General features: G+C 38.6%; 20 protein-coding genes. 13 read left to right on the forward strand and 7 right to left on the reverse strand.

Annotation, left to right across the window (positions count from 1 at the left end; genetic code table 11):
• Positions 1–127: 127 nt before the first annotated feature.
• A complete protein-coding gene (locus tag I6E70_RS07320) occupies positions 128–1081 on the forward strand; it encodes a slipin family protein (RefSeq protein WP_007581832.1) in 954 nt (317 codons plus the stop codon).
• A gap of 21 nt (positions 1082–1102) precedes the next feature.
• Positions 1103–1558, forward strand: a complete 456-nt coding sequence (locus tag I6E70_RS07325) for an NfeD family protein (RefSeq protein ID WP_197188388.1) — start codon at positions 1103–1105, stop codon at positions 1556–1558.
• Between the two features lie 34 nt (positions 1559–1592).
• Here I6E70_RS07325 and I6E70_RS07330 read toward each other — a convergent pair whose 3' ends face one another.
• A complete protein-coding gene (locus tag I6E70_RS07330; RefSeq protein ID WP_197188389.1) occupies positions 1593–2465 on the reverse strand; it encodes an SMP-30/gluconolactonase/LRE family protein in 873 nt (290 codons plus the stop codon).
• A 167-nt stretch (positions 2466–2632) separates the two neighbouring features.
• Here I6E70_RS07330 and I6E70_RS07335 point away from each other — a divergent pair, with 167 nt between their 5' ends.
• Positions 2633–3469, forward strand: coding sequence for a patatin-like phospholipase family protein (locus I6E70_RS07335; protein WP_197188390.1), 837 nt, complete (start codon positions 2633–2635; stop codon positions 3467–3469).
• Positions 3470–3478: 9 nt separating this feature from the next.
• On the opposite strand, the gene I6E70_RS07340 is transcribed toward I6E70_RS07335, so the two are convergent.
• Genes I6E70_RS07340 through I6E70_RS07350 form a run of 3 tightly spaced genes read right to left on the reverse strand, consistent with a single transcriptional unit; the run spans position 3479 to position 5600 of the window.
• Positions 3479–3724: a hypothetical protein gene (locus I6E70_RS07340; RefSeq protein WP_197113724.1), complete on the reverse strand. Its 246-nt coding sequence runs from the start codon at positions 3722–3724 to the stop codon at positions 3479–3481.
• Positions 3721–5316 carry a PepSY-associated TM helix domain-containing protein gene (locus I6E70_RS07345; protein ID WP_197188391.1) on the reverse strand — a complete coding sequence of 532 codons (1596 nt, stop codon included), beginning with the start codon at positions 5314–5316 and terminating at the stop codon, positions 3721–3723. Before I6E70_RS07345 ends, I6E70_RS07340 begins: the two co-directional genes overlap by 4 nt.
• Complete coding sequence (locus tag I6E70_RS07350) at positions 5313–5600, reverse strand: hypothetical protein (protein WP_197188392.1); 288 nt, start codon at positions 5598–5600, stop codon at positions 5313–5315. The genes I6E70_RS07345 and I6E70_RS07350 overlap by 4 nt, the downstream gene beginning before the upstream one ends.
• Before the next feature lie 236 nt (positions 5601–5836).
• On the opposite strand from I6E70_RS07350, the gene I6E70_RS07355 reads away from it, so the two are divergent.
• The 3 genes from I6E70_RS07355 to I6E70_RS07365 all read left to right on the forward strand — a co-directional run bounded on the left by I6E70_RS07355 (position 5837) and on the right by I6E70_RS07365 (position 9270).
• On the forward strand, positions 5837–6607 hold the full coding sequence (locus I6E70_RS07355) for an undecaprenyl-diphosphate phosphatase (RefSeq protein WP_197188393.1): 771 nt from the start codon (positions 5837–5839) through the stop codon (positions 6605–6607).
• Between the two features lie 9 nt (positions 6608–6616).
• Positions 6617–6838, forward strand: a complete 222-nt coding sequence (locus I6E70_RS07360; protein WP_007581825.1) for a hypothetical protein — start codon at positions 6617–6619, stop codon at positions 6836–6838.
• 410 nt (positions 6839–7248) lie between these two features.
• Positions 7249–9270, forward strand: a complete 2022-nt coding sequence (locus tag I6E70_RS07365; RefSeq protein WP_197188394.1) for a GAF domain-containing hybrid sensor histidine kinase/response regulator — start codon at positions 7249–7251, stop codon at positions 9268–9270.
• Between the two features lie 416 nt (positions 9271–9686).
• Here I6E70_RS07365 and ahpF read toward each other — a convergent pair whose 3' ends face one another.
• Both ahpF and ahpC read right to left on the reverse strand, forming a co-directional pair.
• Positions 9687–11261, reverse strand: coding sequence for an alkyl hydroperoxide reductase subunit F (ahpF, locus tag I6E70_RS07370; protein ID WP_197188395.1), 1575 nt, complete (start codon positions 11259–11261; stop codon positions 9687–9689).
• Between the two features lie 157 nt (positions 11262–11418).
• Complete coding sequence (ahpC, locus tag I6E70_RS07375; RefSeq protein WP_007581822.1) at positions 11419–11988, reverse strand: alkyl hydroperoxide reductase subunit C; 570 nt, start codon at positions 11986–11988, stop codon at positions 11419–11421.
• 282 nt (positions 11989–12270) lie between these two features.
• Between ahpC and I6E70_RS07380 the strand changes: the two genes are divergently transcribed.
• From I6E70_RS07380 to I6E70_RS07390, 3 genes are all read left to right on the forward strand, one after another.
• The gene (locus tag I6E70_RS07380; protein ID WP_165725021.1) at positions 12271–12690 is read left to right on the forward strand and encodes a DUF3429 domain-containing protein; all 420 of its coding nucleotides are present in this window, start codon (positions 12271–12273) and stop codon (positions 12688–12690) included.
• A gap of 266 nt (positions 12691–12956) precedes the next feature.
• Complete coding sequence (locus tag I6E70_RS07385; protein ID WP_002960599.1) at positions 12957–13358, forward strand: hypothetical protein; 402 nt, start codon at positions 12957–12959, stop codon at positions 13356–13358.
• 3 nt (positions 13359–13361) lie between these two features.
• Positions 13362–14177, forward strand: coding sequence for a class I SAM-dependent methyltransferase (locus I6E70_RS07390; RefSeq protein ID WP_121955528.1), 816 nt, complete (start codon positions 13362–13364; stop codon positions 14175–14177).
• Between the two features lie 27 nt (positions 14178–14204).
• Here I6E70_RS07390 and I6E70_RS07395 read toward each other — a convergent pair whose 3' ends face one another.
• Positions 14205–15809: a GMC family oxidoreductase gene (locus I6E70_RS07395; RefSeq protein ID WP_197188396.1), complete on the reverse strand. Its 1605-nt coding sequence runs from the start codon at positions 15807–15809 to the stop codon at positions 14205–14207.
• Between the two features lie 102 nt (positions 15810–15911).
• On the opposite strand from I6E70_RS07395, the gene I6E70_RS07400 reads away from it, so the two are divergent.
• The 4 genes from I6E70_RS07400 to I6E70_RS07415 all read left to right on the forward strand — a co-directional run bounded on the left by I6E70_RS07400 (position 15912) and on the right by I6E70_RS07415 (position 20217).
• Complete coding sequence (locus I6E70_RS07400) at positions 15912–16922, forward strand: AraC family transcriptional regulator (RefSeq protein ID WP_197188397.1); 1011 nt, start codon at positions 15912–15914, stop codon at positions 16920–16922.
• Positions 16923–16959: 37 nt separating this feature from the next.
• The gene (locus I6E70_RS07405) at positions 16960–17946 is read left to right on the forward strand and encodes a Gfo/Idh/MocA family protein (protein WP_197188398.1); all 987 of its coding nucleotides are present in this window, start codon (positions 16960–16962) and stop codon (positions 17944–17946) included.
• A 428-nt stretch (positions 17947–18374) separates the two neighbouring features.
• Positions 18375–19118 carry a FadR/GntR family transcriptional regulator gene (locus I6E70_RS07410; protein WP_197188399.1) on the forward strand — a complete coding sequence of 248 codons (744 nt, stop codon included), beginning with the start codon at positions 18375–18377 and terminating at the stop codon, positions 19116–19118.
• 235 nt (positions 19119–19353) lie between these two features.
• A complete protein-coding gene (locus I6E70_RS07415) occupies positions 19354–20217 on the forward strand; it encodes an EamA family transporter (RefSeq protein ID WP_197188400.1) in 864 nt (287 codons plus the stop codon).
• Positions 20218–20269 lie beyond the last annotated feature (52 nt).

The following is a 20269-nucleotide window of genomic DNA, read 5'->3' on the forward strand; positions in this document are numbered from 1 at the left end:
AACCGACTAAGTCGGCGCGCTACAGTGAGTTTTAGTGGTTAAAAGTTCGCTGTAGTGATAATCTATACACGCTGAAATTATAAACAATACAACCACTCAGCGTTTAATTATTATAAGGAATGTTTAAATGGATCCAGTCACACAAATTCTCGATATGGTTTTTACTGTTGAGGCTTTTTTACTTGTTTTTGTTATCGTGCTTTTAAAAAGTAGCGTTAAATTTGTACCACAAAACCGCGCCTGGTTAATCGAACGTTTTGGTAAATACCAATCAACTAAAGAAGCCGGCCTTAACTTTATTATTCCATTTATTGATAGAATCTCGGCTGATCGTAGCTTAAAAGAACAAGCTCAAGATGTACCATCGCAGTCAGCTATCACTAAAGATAACATCTCACTTATAGTTGATGGCGTACTGTACTTTAGGGTACTAGACCCGTACAAAGCAACGTATGGCGTTGACGACTATACATTTGCAGTTGTACAACTTTCGCAAACAACAATGCGTTCAGAATTAGGTAAAATGGAGCTTGATAAAACATTTGAAGAGCGTGATTTACTTAATACCAACATTGTTGCAGCTATAAACCAGGCATCTGAGCCTTGGGGTATTCAAGTACTTCGCTACGAAATTAAAGATATTGTGCCGCCTAACTCTATTATGGAAGCGATGGAAGCACAAATGAAAGCTGAGCGTGTTAAACGAGCTCAAATTTTAGAGTCAGAAGGTGATCGCCAAGCAAATATCAACGTTGCTGAAGGTAAAAAACAAGCACAAGTACTTGCTGCTGAAGCCGACAAAGCCGAGCAAATTTTACGCGCTGAAGGTGAAGCAACAGCTATTACTACGGTTGCAGAAGCACAAGCAAATGCACTTATTAAAATAGGTGAAGCTGCAGATACAGAGCAAGGTCAAAAAGCAATTCAGTTAGATTTAGCAACTAAAGCAATCGCGGCTAAAGAAGCGATTGCTCGTGAATCATCAATTGTATTACTGCCAGACAACGCGACAGATGCAAGCTCAATGGTTGCCCAAGGTATGGCAATCATTAATAGCTTAAATAAAAAGCATTTGGGTTAATAACTAAATAAAGAGGTTTGTATGGATTTTATTACGCAAAATTTACCGCAAACACTTATGGTACTTGGTATTGTTGCTTTAATAATAGAAGTAGCAGTACTTGGCCTTTCTACATTTATTTTGTTGTTTTTTGGATTATCGTTATTCCTTACAGGATTATTAATGAGTTTTGGTATTTTACCTGACTCATTAACCACCGCCCTTTGGAGTAATGCAATTGTAACAGCAGGCTTAGCCGTTGCACTTTGGAAACCATTAAAACAAATGCAAAATCGCGTAGATAAGAAGCAAGTGAATAGTGATTTTGCTGAACTTACTTTTGTACTTACTAGCGATGTAACAGAGCAAGGTTTAACTACCCATCAATATTCAGGTATTAGCTGGAAACTCAAAAGTGAGCAACCAATTAGCGCCGGTACTGAGGTTTTAGTAACCAAAAAAGAAGTGGGTGTTATGTGGGTTAAGCCTAAAAGCTAACCATCACTTTAAAACAAGCACTGTGTATAATAAATTACAGTAAAACGGGCGGCTCAAACTGCCCGTTTTTTATGCCTGAGATTTGAAATACAGCGCCTTGTTCAGTAACAGTATTATTAATCGATTCATCAAATGCCGATGTCACAAGTAACAATTCAGCATTTTCACCACCAAATGAAGTGCATGTCGGTTTTATTGCACAAAGCTTTATTGTTTTAATTAGCTCACCGTCTGGGGATAAACATATAACACACCCCATTCCCCACACAGCTAGCCACAAATTACCTAATTGGTCGGTTACGCAGCCATCGGGGTCAACATCAGTATTATTAAATTGATAAAAAACACGTGGCTCAGAGCAAGGTTCGCCAGTTTGCTCATCCAAATCTAATACATAAATACAACTCGTTAAAGAGTCGCAGTAATAACCGCGTAAACGTGGCTTATCAAAGCACAATCCATTTGGGATACTCAAGTTACTTACAACGACTTTAAGCTGGTGTTTATAATAACGGTATATTTTACCGTCACCCTTTTTAGCATTTACGTCCATTGTACTTAACCAAAAACCACCCCATGGATCAGCGCGGCCGTCGTTTGAACGCCTGTTTAACAGTGTATTTTCAATATTGAGGATAAGATGGCGAGTGTTTGAATTAATATGATATTTATATAAACCAGTACTTGTACAGAGTAACAAGTGCTGCTCATCAATCCACGCTATTGCACTGAGTGTATCAAGCATATTAACTGTTTTTAGTTGGCTTTCGCTGTGTATTTTTTTGCTTAAAAGTAATTTTTTATTTATGTCGACCCAAAAAAAAGTATTCAGCATTGGATGCCAAAGTGGGCTTTCTCCAAGCTGATTCTGTGTGCTTTCAAAAATGGTTACGCTAGGGTCAAACATAAATACTTATTCTTTATTATTAACAAAGCCTTGTAATACTAAACCTTACCAGAAAACAGTGAATTTCGCGATGTGTACCCGGCTTTAATTTATCAACACCTTCAGTAATCTCTATCGCATTTTTTAGACTGAGTTGATAACATCAAATTTCATAAAAAGGATTGGCCATGAACAACAATAATAAAAACACACTCGTCGTTGAAGGCGGTGCAATGCGCGGTATATTTGCCGCTGGTGTGCTTGATGAGTTTTTAAAACAGCAATACCAGCCATTTGAACGCTATTTTGGTGTTTCAGCTGGAGCAACTAATATAGCCGCATTTTTATGCAAACAACCAATGCGAAATTATAAAGTAATTACCGACTATTCATGTCGTCCTGAATTCATTAATTTAGCGCGCTTTATTAAAGGTGGTCATTTATTTGATTTAGATTGGTTATGGCAAGAAACAATTCGCGAAATACGCCTTCATACGGAGGTCTTTGAGCAAACTCCACACGAGTTTTATATTGTATCTACGGCAATCGAATCAGGCAAAGCACACTATTTAAAAGCCACCAGCGCCGATATGGTGCATCAATTAAAAGTATCATGCGCTATACCCATTGCATATCGTGACTACCCTATTATTAATGACATAGCGATGACCGATGGCGGTGTTGCTGATTCAATTCCGGTAATAAAAGCTTACGAAATGGGTGCACGCGAAATCACCGTTATTTTGTCTCAATGTTTAGGCTATCGTAAAAAACCAAGTAAGGCACCTTGGCTTACTAAAAAAATGTATAAAAACTATCCCGCATTAATTCAAACGACCTTAAATAGGGCTGATTTTTATAATAAGTCTATCGATTTTATTATGAATCCACCTAATAACTGCAAAATCAATATCATTGCACCACCGGCTAATTTTAAAGTTGGGCGTACCACTAAAAAGTTTGAAATACTTAATAGTGGTTACAACATGGGAGTTGATACTGCTAAGGCCTTTTTAGCTAAATAACTGCATTATTTAACCTAATAATTGCGGTGCTTTACCCGCAATAACTGCGGTTAGTAAACCAGCTAACATAGCTCCCACAACGGTGCATATTGCACCGCCTAAAATACCGTAAACACTCATAAAACATATCAGCGCTAAACCAAATAGCAGTGCACTTAAAAATGTTTTAGTCGCTAATGTAAGTGTGTTTTTTCGTATATTGAGCATCATTAGTAGTAAACTCACCATCGCAATTGTAATTAGTAGCTCGTTCATGCGGGTTGTACCTCAATTTGTAATTTTTGTGTGTTTTTTATTTTTAAGGCAACAAACATACACACGATACCCACCACCATAAAGCTTATATCTACTACCGCGACAAGCGAGCTATTAAGGTTAATAACATTGCTAACGCCAAGTAAAATATTAAGTGGCAGCACCAAAGCAAGCGAAGCGCCGCATAGTAAAAGAGTCAGCTTAAAGTAGTTTTTATAACCTATGGGTAATACACTTAAGAATACCCATGCCAACCACGTATAAAAGAACACGGGTCCAAAAAAGCTATTTTGCGCCACACCAACAACGCTATAATTAAGTACAACTTGCAGAGGAAACAGTACAAAGCTTGCTAATACCAAACCTCCACAGCTGCCAATAATAAAACGATTCCAGCGAGCATATGCCTGCATACTCAGTGAAGGGCTACTGCCACGTGTGCGCTTTGCTAGCCACATCATCATGCCCGAAATAGGTAAAAGCGCAGTACTTAAGCCAAGTAATACCCAAAGTAATTTTACAAACACTCCTGCAAAGTTCCCAAAGTGCAGCGGAAACATCAACTCAATTACTTTTATCGAAACACCTGAAATATTACCAAAACTACTCATCGACTGCACAAACTCACCATTGCCCTGATAATGCAGTAACTGAGAAGCAACAGCCTCGCCACCCAACAAACGCAAATATACCTGCGCATTCGCATCGTTATGCGCCATTATTGTGACATCCCTAATTATTGCTTCAGGGTAACGACTATGAGCATGCTCTAAAATAGTGTCTATTTTTGTAGGTTGCTTAATGTGGCTAACTACAGGCTCAGGAATAGCGGTAAACGTTTCTATTAACTTATCTTGATCGCCACCAAAGCTCACAAACGCAGCTGCTGGTAGTAAAATAATGGTTGCGAGCCCTAAAAATGATCCTGTAAAACCAATCACAATATTAAATACGCTGCCCCAAATACCTATAACCTTATGAGCATCGCTTACTGCAATATCTAACCCTTTATCTCGCCTAAACGTAAAGAGCTCTTTTATCAATTTGCGATGAATAAACAAGCCTGTCACTGCACTTACTAAAAGCGTTAAACCTAAAAACCCAGTGAGTATTAACCCAATTGGTCGCCCTAAATGCAAATCTGCATGAAATTCACCTATATAAGTTGGCGCATCTGTTTTTTTATTGGCGTAAAACTCTTTACTAGGCCCATAGTAAGTATTTTCCAGCGTCAACGTATCGGGATGAAATTGAAATACTCTGGCCACCTCTTGGTCGTAATTTTCATCGCCATGGTGGGATTCAAATACCAACGTTAATAAATGAAAGTTATGCCCACTTGGTAAAAACACATGAATGTTTTCGCCAAATTCACTAGGTACTTTTTTATGGTATTCGTTTACTAGTCGATTAATTTGCGCGCTGGCAACGTGTTGGCTAGATTGCAGTTCTGGGTTAGCCCATATTTTTAACTCAGGTCGCGACAGAACTGCTAACGCCCCACTAAATGCAACAATAAATAGCAGTACCGCAGTAATAATTCCTACCCAGCTATGTAATAAAAATAGCTTTTTTAAAGTAATCGACTTCATCCCTGCCCCTGCGTTAACGCCCAAAAACTCAATAAACCATGTAATACACACAATGCAATCATTACTACAAAAGGTTGCCATGCTTTTTGCGCCAAATACGCATAAATAAACAACGCAGTCCAAATAATAGGAAAGAGTAAAATAGGCAGTAATATTTGTTCATTCATTTGAAACGGTAAATAGGTTGTCATACCCGGAATCATTATTACCGCTGTAATTAGCGCTAATACACACGCAATTAAGTGCCTTCGCCGTGTAGCTGTAAACGTTTTTTTATTATTCATTATTCGCTCAGTAAATTTGCCCAAACATATACAAAACAGCACATGCAAATGATAACAATTGCCATTATATTGTGCATTTAATGCTTAATGCAATTTATTAAACAAATTAAGTCTAAAAACACTGTTGGTTTGCCTTTAGAGCTTTTATGCTACGCCTCGCAATTTAGGTACGCAATAATGCGTCATTTCAGTTAAGCCGAGTTCGGGCTTTTTAATTTTTCAGGAAGCAGTAAACCGTGGATATAATTAACGCGATTATTTTAGGTATTATTGAAGGTATAACAGAATTTTTACCCATATCATCAACTGGGCACTTAATTGTAGCGTCAAAGTGGTTAGGCATTGAATCAACAAATGCTAACCTCGCCTTCGAAGTAATTATCCAGCTTGCCGCCATTTTAGCGGTACTAGCCAACTATAAAGACAAGTTTAGCCCTAAACATTTCAATTTATGGGTGAAAGTTGCCATTGCATTTATTCCTTTGGGTATTATTGGTTTTATATTTAGTGATGTAATAAAAACACTGTTTAGCGTACCAGTCGTAGGTGTTATGTTTATTGTAGGCGGTGTGATTTTTTTACTATTAGAGCGCAGTTATAAAGAGACTCACTGCACAACTACCGATGTAACCCAAGTTACTTATAAACAAGCTCTTTGGATTGGCGTAGCACAAGTATTTGCGTTAATTCCAGGGACTAGTCGTGCTGGAAGTTCTATTGTTGGTGCCATGTTGTGTGGTTTAAACCGAAAAGCCAGCGCTGAATTTTCATTTTTACTTGGTTTACCTGTACTTGCAGCAGCCTCAGGGTACGACTTACTTAAACATTACCAACTGTTTAGCTTAGATGACCTAACTGCCCTTGCTGTGGGTTTTTTAACGTCTTTTATAGTTGCTTATTTTACTATTAAACTATTCATACGCTTTCTAGAAAATTTCACTTTTGTTAGTTTTGGTCTTTACCGAATCGTATTTGGTGTTATTTTACTAACTATAGCCTACACATAAGAGAATATTATGAGCGAAAAAATAAACGAAGAAGCACTCCACGCCCTAAAAATAGCTTTTACTTACATGCCTAAAGCGATTGAAGTGACAAAGTATGAATATGGCGAGCGCTACCAAAGCGTACTTGATCACATTGAAGCGGTACGTGAAACACTGCTTATTAACGATGTTGACCCAGAGGAAGTAGGCGGCGATATCAACCCGCAATATACCCCAAATTCAACGTATTAAAAGTATACCGCTGAGTATTATATGCTCGGCGGCATGTTGCGCTATATACAAGGGCCTGTTTATCTTTCGAGGTTAAATTTACAGCAGACTGTTTGGTCTTTAGGCAAGGCAGAGCCTATTTAGTGTGGTTATTCCCCATAAATAGGCGATAACGCAGCATAAATGCCAAACATGCGTTGCCCTTTGGGTTCTGCCTAGGGACAATTTTTAATCCTGAAAGGTCAACAGGCCCTACTACTATTAATAAACCACTAACTTAGTTCATAAAAACATAAGGTTATAAAATTTAATACGTATCAATTTTAGTTATTAGTAATTAAAACTGCTAAACTGGATTTTAAACTAATACCAATGCCCTTATTGGCCTATGTATTATATAAATTGAACAAAAGCTTACGGGGTGTTTTCTTTTGAATTTTTTACGATGTTTTCACGATATAGTTTCTAATCAATCTCTTGATTTTGAAAATAAAATTAATAAGCTCTTAGTGTTTGGGTTAGAAGTATTTGACCTTGAGCTAGGTATTATTAGTAAAGTAGATGAAAACAGCTACACCGTTTTATATGCCAAAACCCCTGACAACTCACTTTTACCCGGTACCGTGTTTGAATTACAAGGCACCTATTGCGTACATACGCTCGCTGCAGGCTCTGCACTTGCCTTTCATAAAGCATCTCAAAGCGCAATTGCAAACCACCCCTGTTATATAAACTTTCAGTTAGAGTCTTATATTGGCGCGCCAATAAAAATTGGTGAAAAAATATTTGGTACCGTTAACTTTTCATCCATAAACAGCTCTCCAGCTTTTAATGATGCAGCCTATGATTATATTGAGTTATTTGCACAATGGCTTGGATCGGAATTTGCTCGCACCCAAGCTAAAGAACAACTCATAAAAAATAGTAATACTTTATTAAAGTTAGAACACGTTGCAAATATAGGTACGTGGGAGGTTGATCTAGTCTCCGATAGAATTACCTGGAGCGAGCAAACATATCTCATACATGAAGTGGATGAACAATTTCAACCGCAAATGAATTCTGCAATCGAGTTTTATAAAGAAGGCCCAAGTCGTGAAGGCATTACTCGCGCGGTAGAATTAGCCATAGAAAAAGGCAAAAAATGGAATTTAGAACTAGAAGTAGTAACCGCTAAAAATAAACACTTATGGGTGGCTACCTTTGGTGAGGCCGAATTTGATGAAGGCCGATGTGTCCGATTATTTGGCACCTGCCAAGATGTAACCGAGTCAGTAATGCTCCGAGAAGAGCTTAAACAAAAGCAAGCTCAAGCAGAGCGCCTACTTGAAGACAGAAGCATGCTATTTGCCAAAATCAGCCACGAATTAAGAACCCCACTGAATGGCATTACAGGTATGCTAACCACATTAGTTGATGAACACAGTGAAGAAGTTCGCGCTGAAAAAATTAAAATAGGACTTAGAAGCGCCGATATTTTACTTAGTATTATTAACGAAGTGCTCGATTTTTCTAAAATTAATCATGGTGAGCTAAAGCTTGAACCTACTGACTTTTTACTAAAAACAATTTTTACCGATTTAACTTCTTTGTATACACCTCTATTTAAAAACACGCATGTAACGCTACAAGTAAATAATACAATTGATGACAACTGCTGGGCGTTTAGCGACAACACACGCCTTAGCCAGATTGCTTCTAATTTACTGAGTAATGCACTTAAATTTACTGAAAATGGTTCAGTTACATTAAACACCAGCCTTTCTAAAATAAAAAATAAGCTAAGTTTAAATATTGAAGTGTCTGATACAGGCCGAGGAATGAGTAAAAACTTTTTAGAATCACTATTTTCTCCTTTTTCTCAGGAAGTAGATGCTAAGAATTCAAAAGGTGGAACAGGCCTTGGCCTTGCAATAGTAAAAGAGCTAGTTGAATATATGGGCGGAAAAATAAAGGTAAAAAGTACACCTAATAAAGGCACTACGTTTTTAGTAAATATTCCTATTGAAAAAGGGACAGAACAAAAACAAGAAAGCCTTAAATCAACGTTAGATATCAACGGCAGTGAACTATCAGTGCTTGTAGTCGATGATAACGACATTAATAGGTTGGTACTTCATGCTTCTTTAGGCAAGCTTAATATAAAAGCCGACTCTGCAGTTGATGGCCAAGATGCTGTATTAAAATGTCGCCAAAAGCATTATGACCTTATTTTTATGGACTGCATAATGCCCATACTCGATGGATTTGAGGCAACAAAGCAGCTTAGATCAGAAAACATCTGCTCGCATGAAGAAACCTACATAGTGGCTATAACTGCTAATACTTCATCACAAGACAAACTTGCCTGCAAACAAGCCGGTATGGATATGTTTATATCAAAACCGTTTAAACTACCCATACTTGAAAAAGCGGTTATTAACGCGCTTGAGCATACAGCTAAAGTTAGCTAACCTTTATAGCTAACTGATTGGTTAAATAAGGATATAAAATTAAAAACATAATTAGAACTATATTACTAACAGTACTTATTGTTGCAGTATTTAAAGGCGTTTCCACTGGGCAATGGAGCTCATCAATAACAATAGTTATCGTATCAGGCGTATTGCTGTTAGTTACATTTATCAGTGCTAAGTCATCACGTGGATCATCCGCTTATACTGGCAGTGACTCATCAGTTTCCTCTAGCAGTAACTCATCGCACTCTCACACAAATTGTAGCGGCGGTGATTCTGGTGGTGGGTGCGATTAAATCGTGTGCTAATTCTTAAGCATTAAAAAAGCCGCCTTTGGAGAAGGGCGGCTTGGGTTAACAAACAGCTATGGGTGTAGCCTTGCTGTTATATCAAGAGAGTTTTTACTAATTACATTAAGCAGCGCTTTGATCAGCTTCTTCAGAGTGACGAATTAAATAATCAAATGCACCTAAACTTGCTGTTGCACCGCTGCCCATTGCAATAATAATTTGTTTAAACGGAGTATTGGTTGCATCCCCCGCGCCGTAAATTCCTGGTAGTGAAGTTGCGCCTTTAGCATCAATCAGTATTTCACCAAATTTGCTTAATTCAAGGTCGCTGTCTTTTAACCATTCGGTATTTGGTATTAAGCCTATTTGTACAAATATACCGGCAAGTTCAAGCTCTTTGCTCTCTCCCGACACTCTATCTGTGTACATTAAGCCAGTTACTTTTTTACCATCACCAAGTACTTCGGTAGTTTGTGCACTTTTGATAATGGTAATATTAGCCATGCTTTTAGCTTTACGAATAAGCACTTCATCAGCACGTAGTGTGTCTGCAAATTCAAGTACCGTAACACTTTGCACAATATTAGCTAAATCGATTGCTGCTTCTATACCTGAATTACCACCGCCAATTACGGCAACAGGTTTACCTTTAAATAAAGGGCCATCACAATGTGGGCAATATGCCACACCATGGCCGCGATATTCTTGCTCCCCTGGTACGTTCATTTCGCGCCAGCGTGCACCAGTGGCAAGTACGAGCGACTTAGCTTTAAGTACTGCGCCATTTTCAAGTGTAATTTCGTAGCCATTGTTATAACCAAGTGCCGCTGCCCGCTGATTATGCATTACATCTACATCGTATTCTTTAACGTGTTCTTCAAGCTGGGCAACCAATTTTGGCCCTTCAGTCGCCTTAATCGAAATAAAGTTTTCTATTGCTAATGTATCTGCAACTTGTCCACCAAATCTGTCGGCAACAATACCTGTATTTAACCCTTTTCGTGCTGAGTAAATCGCAGCCGATGCGCCCGCAGGCCCGCCACCAATTACAAGTACATCAAATTTATCTTTTTTACTTAGCGATTCAGCTTGGCGCTGTGCCCCTTTGCTATCTACTTTATTGAGTATGTCGGTAAGGCTTAGTGCACCTTGGCTAAATGGTTCGCCATTTAAATATACAGCCGGTACAGCTAAAATATTTCGCTCTTCTACTTCATCTTGAAATAATGCGCCATCAATCATGGTCGCTTTAATATTGCTGTTTGTCGCTGCCATAGTATTAAGTGCTTGGACTACTTGCGGGCACGTTTGGCAACTTAAACTTATATATACTTCAAAGTTAAGTTCTTGAGTAAGCGATTGTATTTGTTCAATGTCTTCGCTTTTAGCTTTACTTGCGTGTCCGCCAGTATGTAAAAGAGCTAACACTAAACTTGTGAATTCGTGGCCCATAGGTACGCCTGCAAACGTAATATGAGTGTTTTTAATAGGTGAATGTACAACCATTGACGGGCGACGCGCGCTTGTATCAGGATTGCTTATTACCGTAAATTTATCGCTCAGTGAGGCTAAATCGTTCGCTAAGCTTTCTACTTCTGCTGATTTTTTGCTGTCATCCAAGGCAATAAGCAGCTCAACAGGTTGAGTAAGCGATTCAAAATGGCTTTTTAATTGATTTTTTATGTTGTTATCTAACATGGCTTAACCCTTTTAGGAAAATTTAAACAGCAAGCCTCCCATGCCAAATAATGCATGTGCTTAAACAAGTATATTGATATATAGGAGGCACCAACAAACGGATGTTCGTTGATTTAAGGGCAGTTACCTGCCCTTATAGTAGGAATAAATCTGATACTTAGATTTTACCAACTAAATCTAGTGAAGGTGCAAGTGTGTCTTCACCTGGCTGCCAAGATGCAGGACAAACTTCACCGTCGTGAGTTGCAATGTATTGTGCAGCTTGTACTTTACGAACAAGTTCTTTAGCGCTTCGACCAATACCTAAATCGTGAGTTTCGATAATTTTAATTTCGCCTTCTGGGTTCATTACAAATGTTCCGCGAAGTGCTAAGCCTTCTTCTTCAATCATTACGCCAAAGCTACGAGTAATACGTCCTGTTGGGTCGCCAATCATTGGGTAAGTAATTTTACCAATTGTGTCTGACGTATCGTGCCATGCTTTGTGAGTGAAGTGAGTGTCAGTAGATACTGAGTAAACTTCTACGCCCATTTCTTGAAGTTGTGCGTAATAATCTGCAACATCACCAAGTTCAGTAGGACATACAAATGTAAAGTCTGCTGGGTAAAAGAAGAAGATTGACCATTTACCTAGAACATCTTTTTCAGACAATTCTACAAAGTCACCGTTGTGGTAAGCGGTTGCATTGAATGGTTGTAATTTAGTATTGATTAATGAAGTGCTCATGGTATTTCCTCATCTATATTTAATGTATTTAAAAAGTAATCAACGCTCTCGTTTAAAACGACCTTCTGCGTTGGCTTGGTTAATACAATAAGGCTAATGGATAATTAAATAAAATTGATTGTTTAGATTAAAACAATCGGTTTTTTGGATTAAACTATATAATCTTTTTTATCGTAAGCATTATTTGGATTGTAAACGCTGGCGAATTATTAAGATCGCTAATCGCAATACTGCTACAATAGCCGCGCTTCAAATAAGTCATTAAATATAAGGCACGCCGTAATGGAAAAATTTTTTAACCACATACAACTAGGTTACTTAGGCTTAATCCCGTTTTTAGGGTGTGTGGGTTGGCCGCTTATGTTTGGCAGTAATAGCCTTAACTTAGAGTTTTTTACTTTTTACAGTATCGCCATTTTAGCATTTATGGCAGGTAGCTTGTGGCGCGCCGGAGAGCAAAGCTATAGCAATGCAATTAAAGCGGTATTACCTGTTATCCCAGTTCCATTTTTATCATTTTTACCTGTAGAGTGGGCACTGGCTTGGCTAGGTGCTAGTTTTTGGTTAGTACTTATATTTGAAAAAGCCACGCCGCAATGGCAAACCTATCATAAAGATTATCAAAAAATGCGTGTAGTACTTACCTCTGTTGTGTTTGTTTGTCATATCCTTACTATTGGTATGAGTATTTACCCTAAGTAACCTGAGCTCTGGATAATAAATCTATCTCAAGCAGCTATTTTCAGCGCTAACTGCGTTGAATTTACTTGCAATAGGCCCGCTATTGACGCGTAAATTCGCCTTGTTCTCACAGAAAATCTCTGGCTAGAGAAAATAAAATTAAATATCACCATAATTCAATGCGTTAGCAAATCTATTAACCAGAGTTCAGGTTAAATAGCAGCTGTAAACTTAAATATTGCGTGGTAATAAGGTAATATCCGCGCACTGCTATTTGAGGACACACCATGATTGACCAACTACGCCAACAACTCGACGAACTTGGCGAAAACTACGTAGAAAAAAACGCTGCATTTAAAATCAAAGTGATCCCATTTTTTTGTGCTATACGCATTAAAAAAGATCATAAAAGCGAAGGTCGTTTAAGCTTTTATTCAAGTCAATTACTCGAAATTTTCTTAGTCGTCTTATTTTTACTATTCGGTTTAACACTCTACGATACAGATGCAGGATTTACTCACGGCCCTATTCATATTGCCTTTGCCATTTTAATTACCTTTAATCTTATTATTAAACAAATCGCAATTGAAGGGTTAAAAACCAGACTTGCGTTTCATCGTTTACTAGCAAAAGACTCACAAACAAATAGCGATATAAATAATACTGCTACAAACATAAACGCTAAATAAAATATGTATTTAAATCCTCAATGGCGAATACTCACCGTAGGCGATGGCGATTTATCGTTTTCGAACGCTATTTACACTCATCTATCGCCAAAAGCTTTGGTTGCATCCACTTACGATGACCAAACGACTATTGAGCAAAAGTATCAGCACAATGCACTTGGTAACCTAAAAGCGCATAACGTTGAGGTACTTAATAGTTTTGATGTAACAAATCCCGCGTGTTGGCAAACTCTAAGTGAAAACCAGCACAGCTTTGACGTGGTTATTTTTCAGTTTCCGCTTATACCTGCGTTTGTTGGCCGTGAAGCATTTGAAAACAACACGCGCCAAACCAGTATGAACGTATTAAACCGCGCTTTGCTGCATCAATTTATTAAATACGCTAACGAATACGCGCTTGATAAAAATGGCCCAATGCTGTGCTACATCACTTCAAAAGATGTAAAACCTTATCGAGAATGGAATATAGAAGGGAGTTTAAATAACGGTTTAAACGCTGATTATTTAGGCCAAATCCCATTTGATATTAGCCATTTTGAAGGTTATAAAATTCGTAATGTTGACCGCGACAAACATGTAAAAGACACCAGCGGCATAACTTACGTTTTCAGCCCAAAAAGTATTGATACACATACTAGCGAATTAAGCTCACGTCTTACCAAACCTGCATACTTAACATCTAACCATTGCCCCCTTTGCCGCGTTGGACCTTATATGGCAAGCGAGGACGAAACCAAGCATCTAAACGCTAAAAAGCATCAGCAAATGCTGCACCTTGAAAGCGATTGGCAACAATGGCTAAATGAGTTTTATAGCTAATTAATAGCCATACTACAGTTTATTTAATTACACCTTTTCGTGTTTAATTAAATCAGCCGCTTTTTCAGCAATCGCAATTACCGGCGCATTTGTGTTGCCGGTAATAATAGTAGGCATAATCGACGCATCGACTACGCGTAAGTTACTTACCCCGTGCACTCGCAAATTAGTATCCACCACTGCCATTGAGTCTTGCCCCATTTTACATGTCCCTACTGGGTGATATTCGGTATCTGCAGTTTGGCGTATAAACTCAATTAGCTGATCATCATTATTTATATCAAGCGGGTAGACCATTTTACCGCGTATGTTATCAAAAGCTTTGCTTTGCATAATAGTGAGTGTTTTTTTAAGGCCTGCAAGCATTACAGTTAAATCATCTGGATGGCTTAAGTAATTAGGGTCAATAAGCGGTGCACTACGCGGGTTGTTATCGGCTAATGTAATAGTACCTCGGCTTTTGGGGCGCATAATACTGCTGTGTATACTGTAACCATGCCCAGTGTGTAATTTACGACTATGATCGTCCACCAGCCCAATTACAAATTCTAGCTGCACATCGGGCGCTGGCGAGCCTTCAAATAATTTAATAAACGCATGCGACTCTGCAAAGTTACTGGTTAATCGCCCTTCTCGTTTACTAAACCAGTTAACACAGCCTTTTATAATGCTGGCAATGCCTAGCGGGCTTATACCAAATGTGCCTTTATTTGTTTTTGATTTATAAAGTGGCACTACTGTTAAGTGATCCTGTAAATTAGCGCCAACACCTTCAAGTACGTGCTGAACCTTAATGTTATGTGCACTTAAATGCTCTTTTGGGCCAATACCTGAAAGCATTAATATTTGAGGCGAATTAATAGCGCCAGCACTAAGTATTACCTCTTTTTTAGCACGTAAATTAATAACCTCTTTATTACGCTCTATTTGCACGCCTTGCGCTATCTTATTGGTTATATTTATTTTATTAACGTGGCTATGGGTTAATACCGTTAAATTGGGGCGGTTTAAATGCGGTGTTAAATATGCTTTTGCTGCACTACAACGCTCGCCATTGTGCTGAGTTACCTGCGATAGACGTGCGCCGCTTTGCTCTTTGCCATTTATATCGTCGCTTAAATTAACGCCCTGCTCAGCACAGGCATTTAAAAAATACTGGTTTACATCGCTTGGGTTATTTAGCTCTTGTACATGTAGCAGACCCTTTGTCCCATGCAGCTCATTATTTGTAAACGCTTTATTGTTCTCAGCTTTAATAAAGTACGGGAGTAAACTCTCAAAATCCCATCCCGTATTGCCATTAGCAGCCCATTGGTCGTAATCGTACTTATTACCTCTTATGTAAACCATTGCATTAGTCGAGCTTGACCCACCCAGTACTTTGCCACGCGGCACAAAACCACACCGGTTATTAAGCTCTTTTTGTGGCACCGTATTGTAATGCCAGCTATTTATGCCATAAGGCACACTCGCTGCTATGCCTGCTGGCATTTGCACAAATACAGTGTTATCACTACCGCCAGCTTCAATTAAGCACACACTTACATTTTTATCCTCAGACAATCGCGATGCCATAACGCACCCACCACTACCTGCGCCAATCACAATGTAATCAAATGTTGTATTGTTCATGGTGTACCTTAATAAAAGTTTTAAACGGCCTTAACAGTAATAGTGCATAGAAAAATTCAACAAAACTTGATATTTTTAGACATAGTTTATTTGAGGTTAACCATGAGCAGACTAATCAGAGCCACGTCATTACAAGGTATAGATACCCTAATTAGCGAATTTGGCGGCGATCCGCATGAAATAATGCAAAACTGTAATGTTAATAACGTTGACTTTAAAAATCTCGATAACCAATATTTACCTTATCGAGATTACGCTGAGCTATTAGAATACTGTGCTTGTAAGTTCAATTGTTCTAGTTTTGGCCTTAAGCTCGCAAGTAGACAAAATTTTGATATTTTAGGGCATATTGCAATAGCAGCTAAAAGTAGTACTAATTTAGGTGATGCACTTAATTGGGTTATTAAATACCTTCACTTGCACAGCCCTGCACTTAGCTTAAACTCCCACCCTTTAGAGAATGATAAAAGCTTGTTTTTATCATTCGAAATTAATTTAAAACCATTACCGAACATCAACCAAGTGATTGAGCTAACCATTGGTTTAGCATTGGCTGTTATTAAAAAGCTGAGTAATAACCGCTGCAAACCAATTAATATATTTTTGCCAAAAAAATTAAGTACTAATAATCGTGCCTATAACACTTACTTTGGTTGTAACGTTATAGAGCATCGCAACAGCGCTGGTATTGTAATCTCAAAAAGTGATTTAACTCTTGAGCTTGATCACCCTGAACTAAATAAAGTACAAGCGGCGCTAAGCTTCTTGGCAAAAAACAAAGAACACACACAACCATTACCCAACCAAGTTAGTGCACTAATTAGGCCTATGCTTCCTATTTATCAATGTAGTAACCAAACTATTTCAGCTGCGCTGGGTATGCACCCGCGTACTCTGCATCGAGAACTTATCAAACATAATACGAGCTTTGTAAAACTTAAAGATGCCACTCGTCGCGCTTTAGCTGCACACTATTTAGCGCAAAACCAATTTACAATATCAACCATATCTGAGCTTTTAGGGTATCAGGAGCAAGCAACACTAAGTGTTAATGTTAAACGCTGGTTTGGATGTTCTCCTCGAGCATATAGGACTAAAAAAATGTTAAACTAAACACTCTTATTATTTTTATTTAAGCTAAGGAGTGAGCATGAACTTTGTTATTGTTGGCACCAATTTTATTAGCGACACACTGTTAGCCGCTGCAAATACGTTAAACGATTTTAATTTATATGGGGTGTGCTCGCGCGCAGTATCAAGCGGCGAAGCATTTTTAGCCAAACACCCACAAAATGCACAAGCAAAAATTTTCACCTCAATCGAGCAAGTATGCCAAGATCAAAATGTTGATGCTGTCTACATAGCCGCCCCTAACAGCTTACATAAGCAATATGCCGCTATGTGCCTAGAAGCAGGTAAACATGTCCTTGGCGAAAAACCATCAGCTGCTAATTCTAAAGAGCTTGCAAGCATTATAGCTACAGCAAAAAAGCATCAGCGCCTTTACATGGAAGCCATGATGACCACTCACTTGCCTAACTTTGCACGGCTGCAACAGGCAATGGTAAAAATTGGCACTCCACGTAAATATATTGGCCAGTACAGTCAATATTCATCGCGTTACGATAAGTATAAAAATGGCGAACGCCCAAATACATTTTTACCCGAGTTTGCTAACGGTGCTTTGGTTGATTTAGGGATTTACCCACTGTATTTATTAATTGCACTTTGGGGAGCGCCGCAAAGCGTAAATGCCAGTGGCGTATTGCTTGATACTGGTGTAGATGGTGCGGGGGATGTATTACTAAACTACGCTGATAAACAAGCCGTTATTAGTTACTCCAAAATATCGCAAGGCGACAACATAACCGAAATACAAGGCGAGCTTGGGCGCATACGTATAGAAGCCGTATCGCAACTTAAAAAGGTGGAATTTATTGCTAATAATGGTGATGTAGAGGTTATATCCCAGCCGTTTGATGAGCACTTTATGAAATACGAAGTTGAGCATTTTATGTCATTAGTGAAGCAAAATATCCTTGAGTCACCTGTTAATACGCACATTTTAGCCAGTAACGTAATGAGCGTTCTTGATGAAGCGCGCAAACAGCTTGGGGTTGTGTACCCTAACGACTAATTAAATAAAATATGGGCGTTAACCAACGACAGTTAACGCCCAGAAGAAAGCTTAAATAGCTCTCGTACAACGACACATTTTACAAAACACTTTAAAAATAGCGATCCCCATCCATGGGCAATCAAATACTTCTATAACAAACTTAACACTGACAACCCAACTCGGTTTATTACCAATATTTATTATTCAATAACCTTAAAACTAACCTAACACATAAAAACATTACCAATCAAGCTAGCCAATTGCATTATTTTAAACTAAATTGGTAATACAAGAATGCAACCATTGGTGTATAGTGGTTTTTAACCATAACATCGCGTTAGAATTTTGACATAATAGTGAATTTTGAGGTAACCTCTGGTATTAACAGTTGGTTTTGACTTTTAGGCCCCAGAGGCCATTATTCCTTAAGGTAATGAAGGTAAAGTATGGGTAATCGTCGCTTATTTTGGCGCATAGTTGATAAAATTGAGTCTTTAATAAATCAAGGCGAATTTTCTGCTGGGAGTCGTTTACCACCTGAACGTGAACTTGCAGAAATGTTTGATGTAAGTCGCCCTACCATTAGAGAAGCTATTATCGCATTAGAAGTACGTGGCCGAGTTGAAGTTAAAACCGGCTCTGGTGTTTACGTAGTAGAACAAAAAAATGCATCTATAAAATCAAAAGAGATCAGTGCATTTGAACTTACTCAAGCTCGCGCATTAATTGAAGGCGAAATTGCCGCTTTAGCTGCTCAAAGCATTACAGAAGAAGAACTAGAGCAACTAAATAAAACATTAATTGCCATGGAAAAAGGCCTTTATGTTGAGCAAGCCGACCGTGAGTTCCACGAAATTATAGCTAGAGCAACACGCAATAAAGCACTTGAATTTGCAGTGTCTAACTTGTGGGATTTACGTTTAACAAACCCACAAATTGTTGCTGACTATGGCAGTGTGTGTAAAAACAATAACGAGTGCGTTATGGACGAACACACCGCTATTTATACAGCTCTAAAGTCGCATGATGCAAATGCAGCGCGCAGTGCAATGCACAAACATTTTAACCGCTTAATTAATGCTTTATTTGACGCTGTAGAATCGCGTGCACTTGAAGAAATTAAACGCAAAAATAATGAAAAACGAGGCCTTTACTCGCTTGACGGCTTAGTTAATAAAAGTGCCCACTAAGGCATTTTAACCAACTGATTAAAGTTAGCAAACGCCTGTTTGCTAACCCTACCTCTTACTTTATTTACCTGCCCTATTTAATATACTTTTAATTGCGCTATTTTTGGTCGCAAACACTTACCTATAAATTTAAAAAAAGATACTATGCCGCCATTAATATCGGGCGGGTTTAGCTTTTATACTCCCTGCATTACAATTTAACTAATTGATAGAGTTACTCAACTCAAGGATAAAAATGCAAGCATCTTCAAAAAGTTATTTACTGGCTATAGTGTGTGTACTGCTTGCAATGATGACCATTCAAACAGGCGCGTCATTTGCAAAGCAGCTTTTTCCTATTGTTGGTCCTGAAGGTACAACTGCCCTTAGGCTTGGTTTTTCTGCCTTTATACTTTGCTTAGTGTTTAAACCTTGGAAACACTTACCTACTTCTGGTAATCGTATTCCTATAATTGTGTATGGTTTAAGTTTAGGCGGCATGAACATTTTGTTTTATTACGCCATTGAACGCATTCCACTAGGCATAGGTGTAGCGCTTGAATTTACAGGCCCGCTTGCTGTTGCCTTATTTTCATCGCGCCGTAAACGTGATTTATTTTGGGTTGCGTGTGCTATTGCCGGTATTTTGCTTCTGCTTCCTGATATGAGCGGCCAAGACACCCTTGATCCATTGGGTGTAGCGCTTGCGCTTGGTGCTGGTGCATGTTGGGCAGGTTATATATTATTTGGTAAAAAAACGGGCACACAAAGCTCTGGTGGAGCCACTGTCGCATTGGGTATGACCGTTGCCGCTATAGTGCTAGTACCTTACGGCGGCATTATGCAAAGCGCCGCGTTTACGTGGGAAATTATCCCACTGGGTATTGGTATTGCTATTTTATCAAGTGCACTGCCTTACACACTTGAAATGGTTGCACTGCGTAACATGCCTTCACAAGGGTTTAGCGTAATGATGAGCTTAGAGCCTGCAATAGCTTCGCTCGCAGGGTTTATTATACTGGGTGAGTTACTTACTTTATGGCAGTGGCTCGCTATTTTACTTGTTATTATTGCATCTGTTGGTAGCTCTTTTTCAAACGCAAAAAAACAGGCTACTTAATTAACTACTAAACTAACCTTAACAAGTTAAATAAAGTCACCACGCAACATGG

It is taken from the genome of Pseudoalteromonas sp. NGC95 (assembly GCF_015864705.1).
Lineage (GTDB): Bacteria > Pseudomonadota > Gammaproteobacteria > Enterobacterales > Alteromonadaceae > Pseudoalteromonas > Pseudoalteromonas arctica.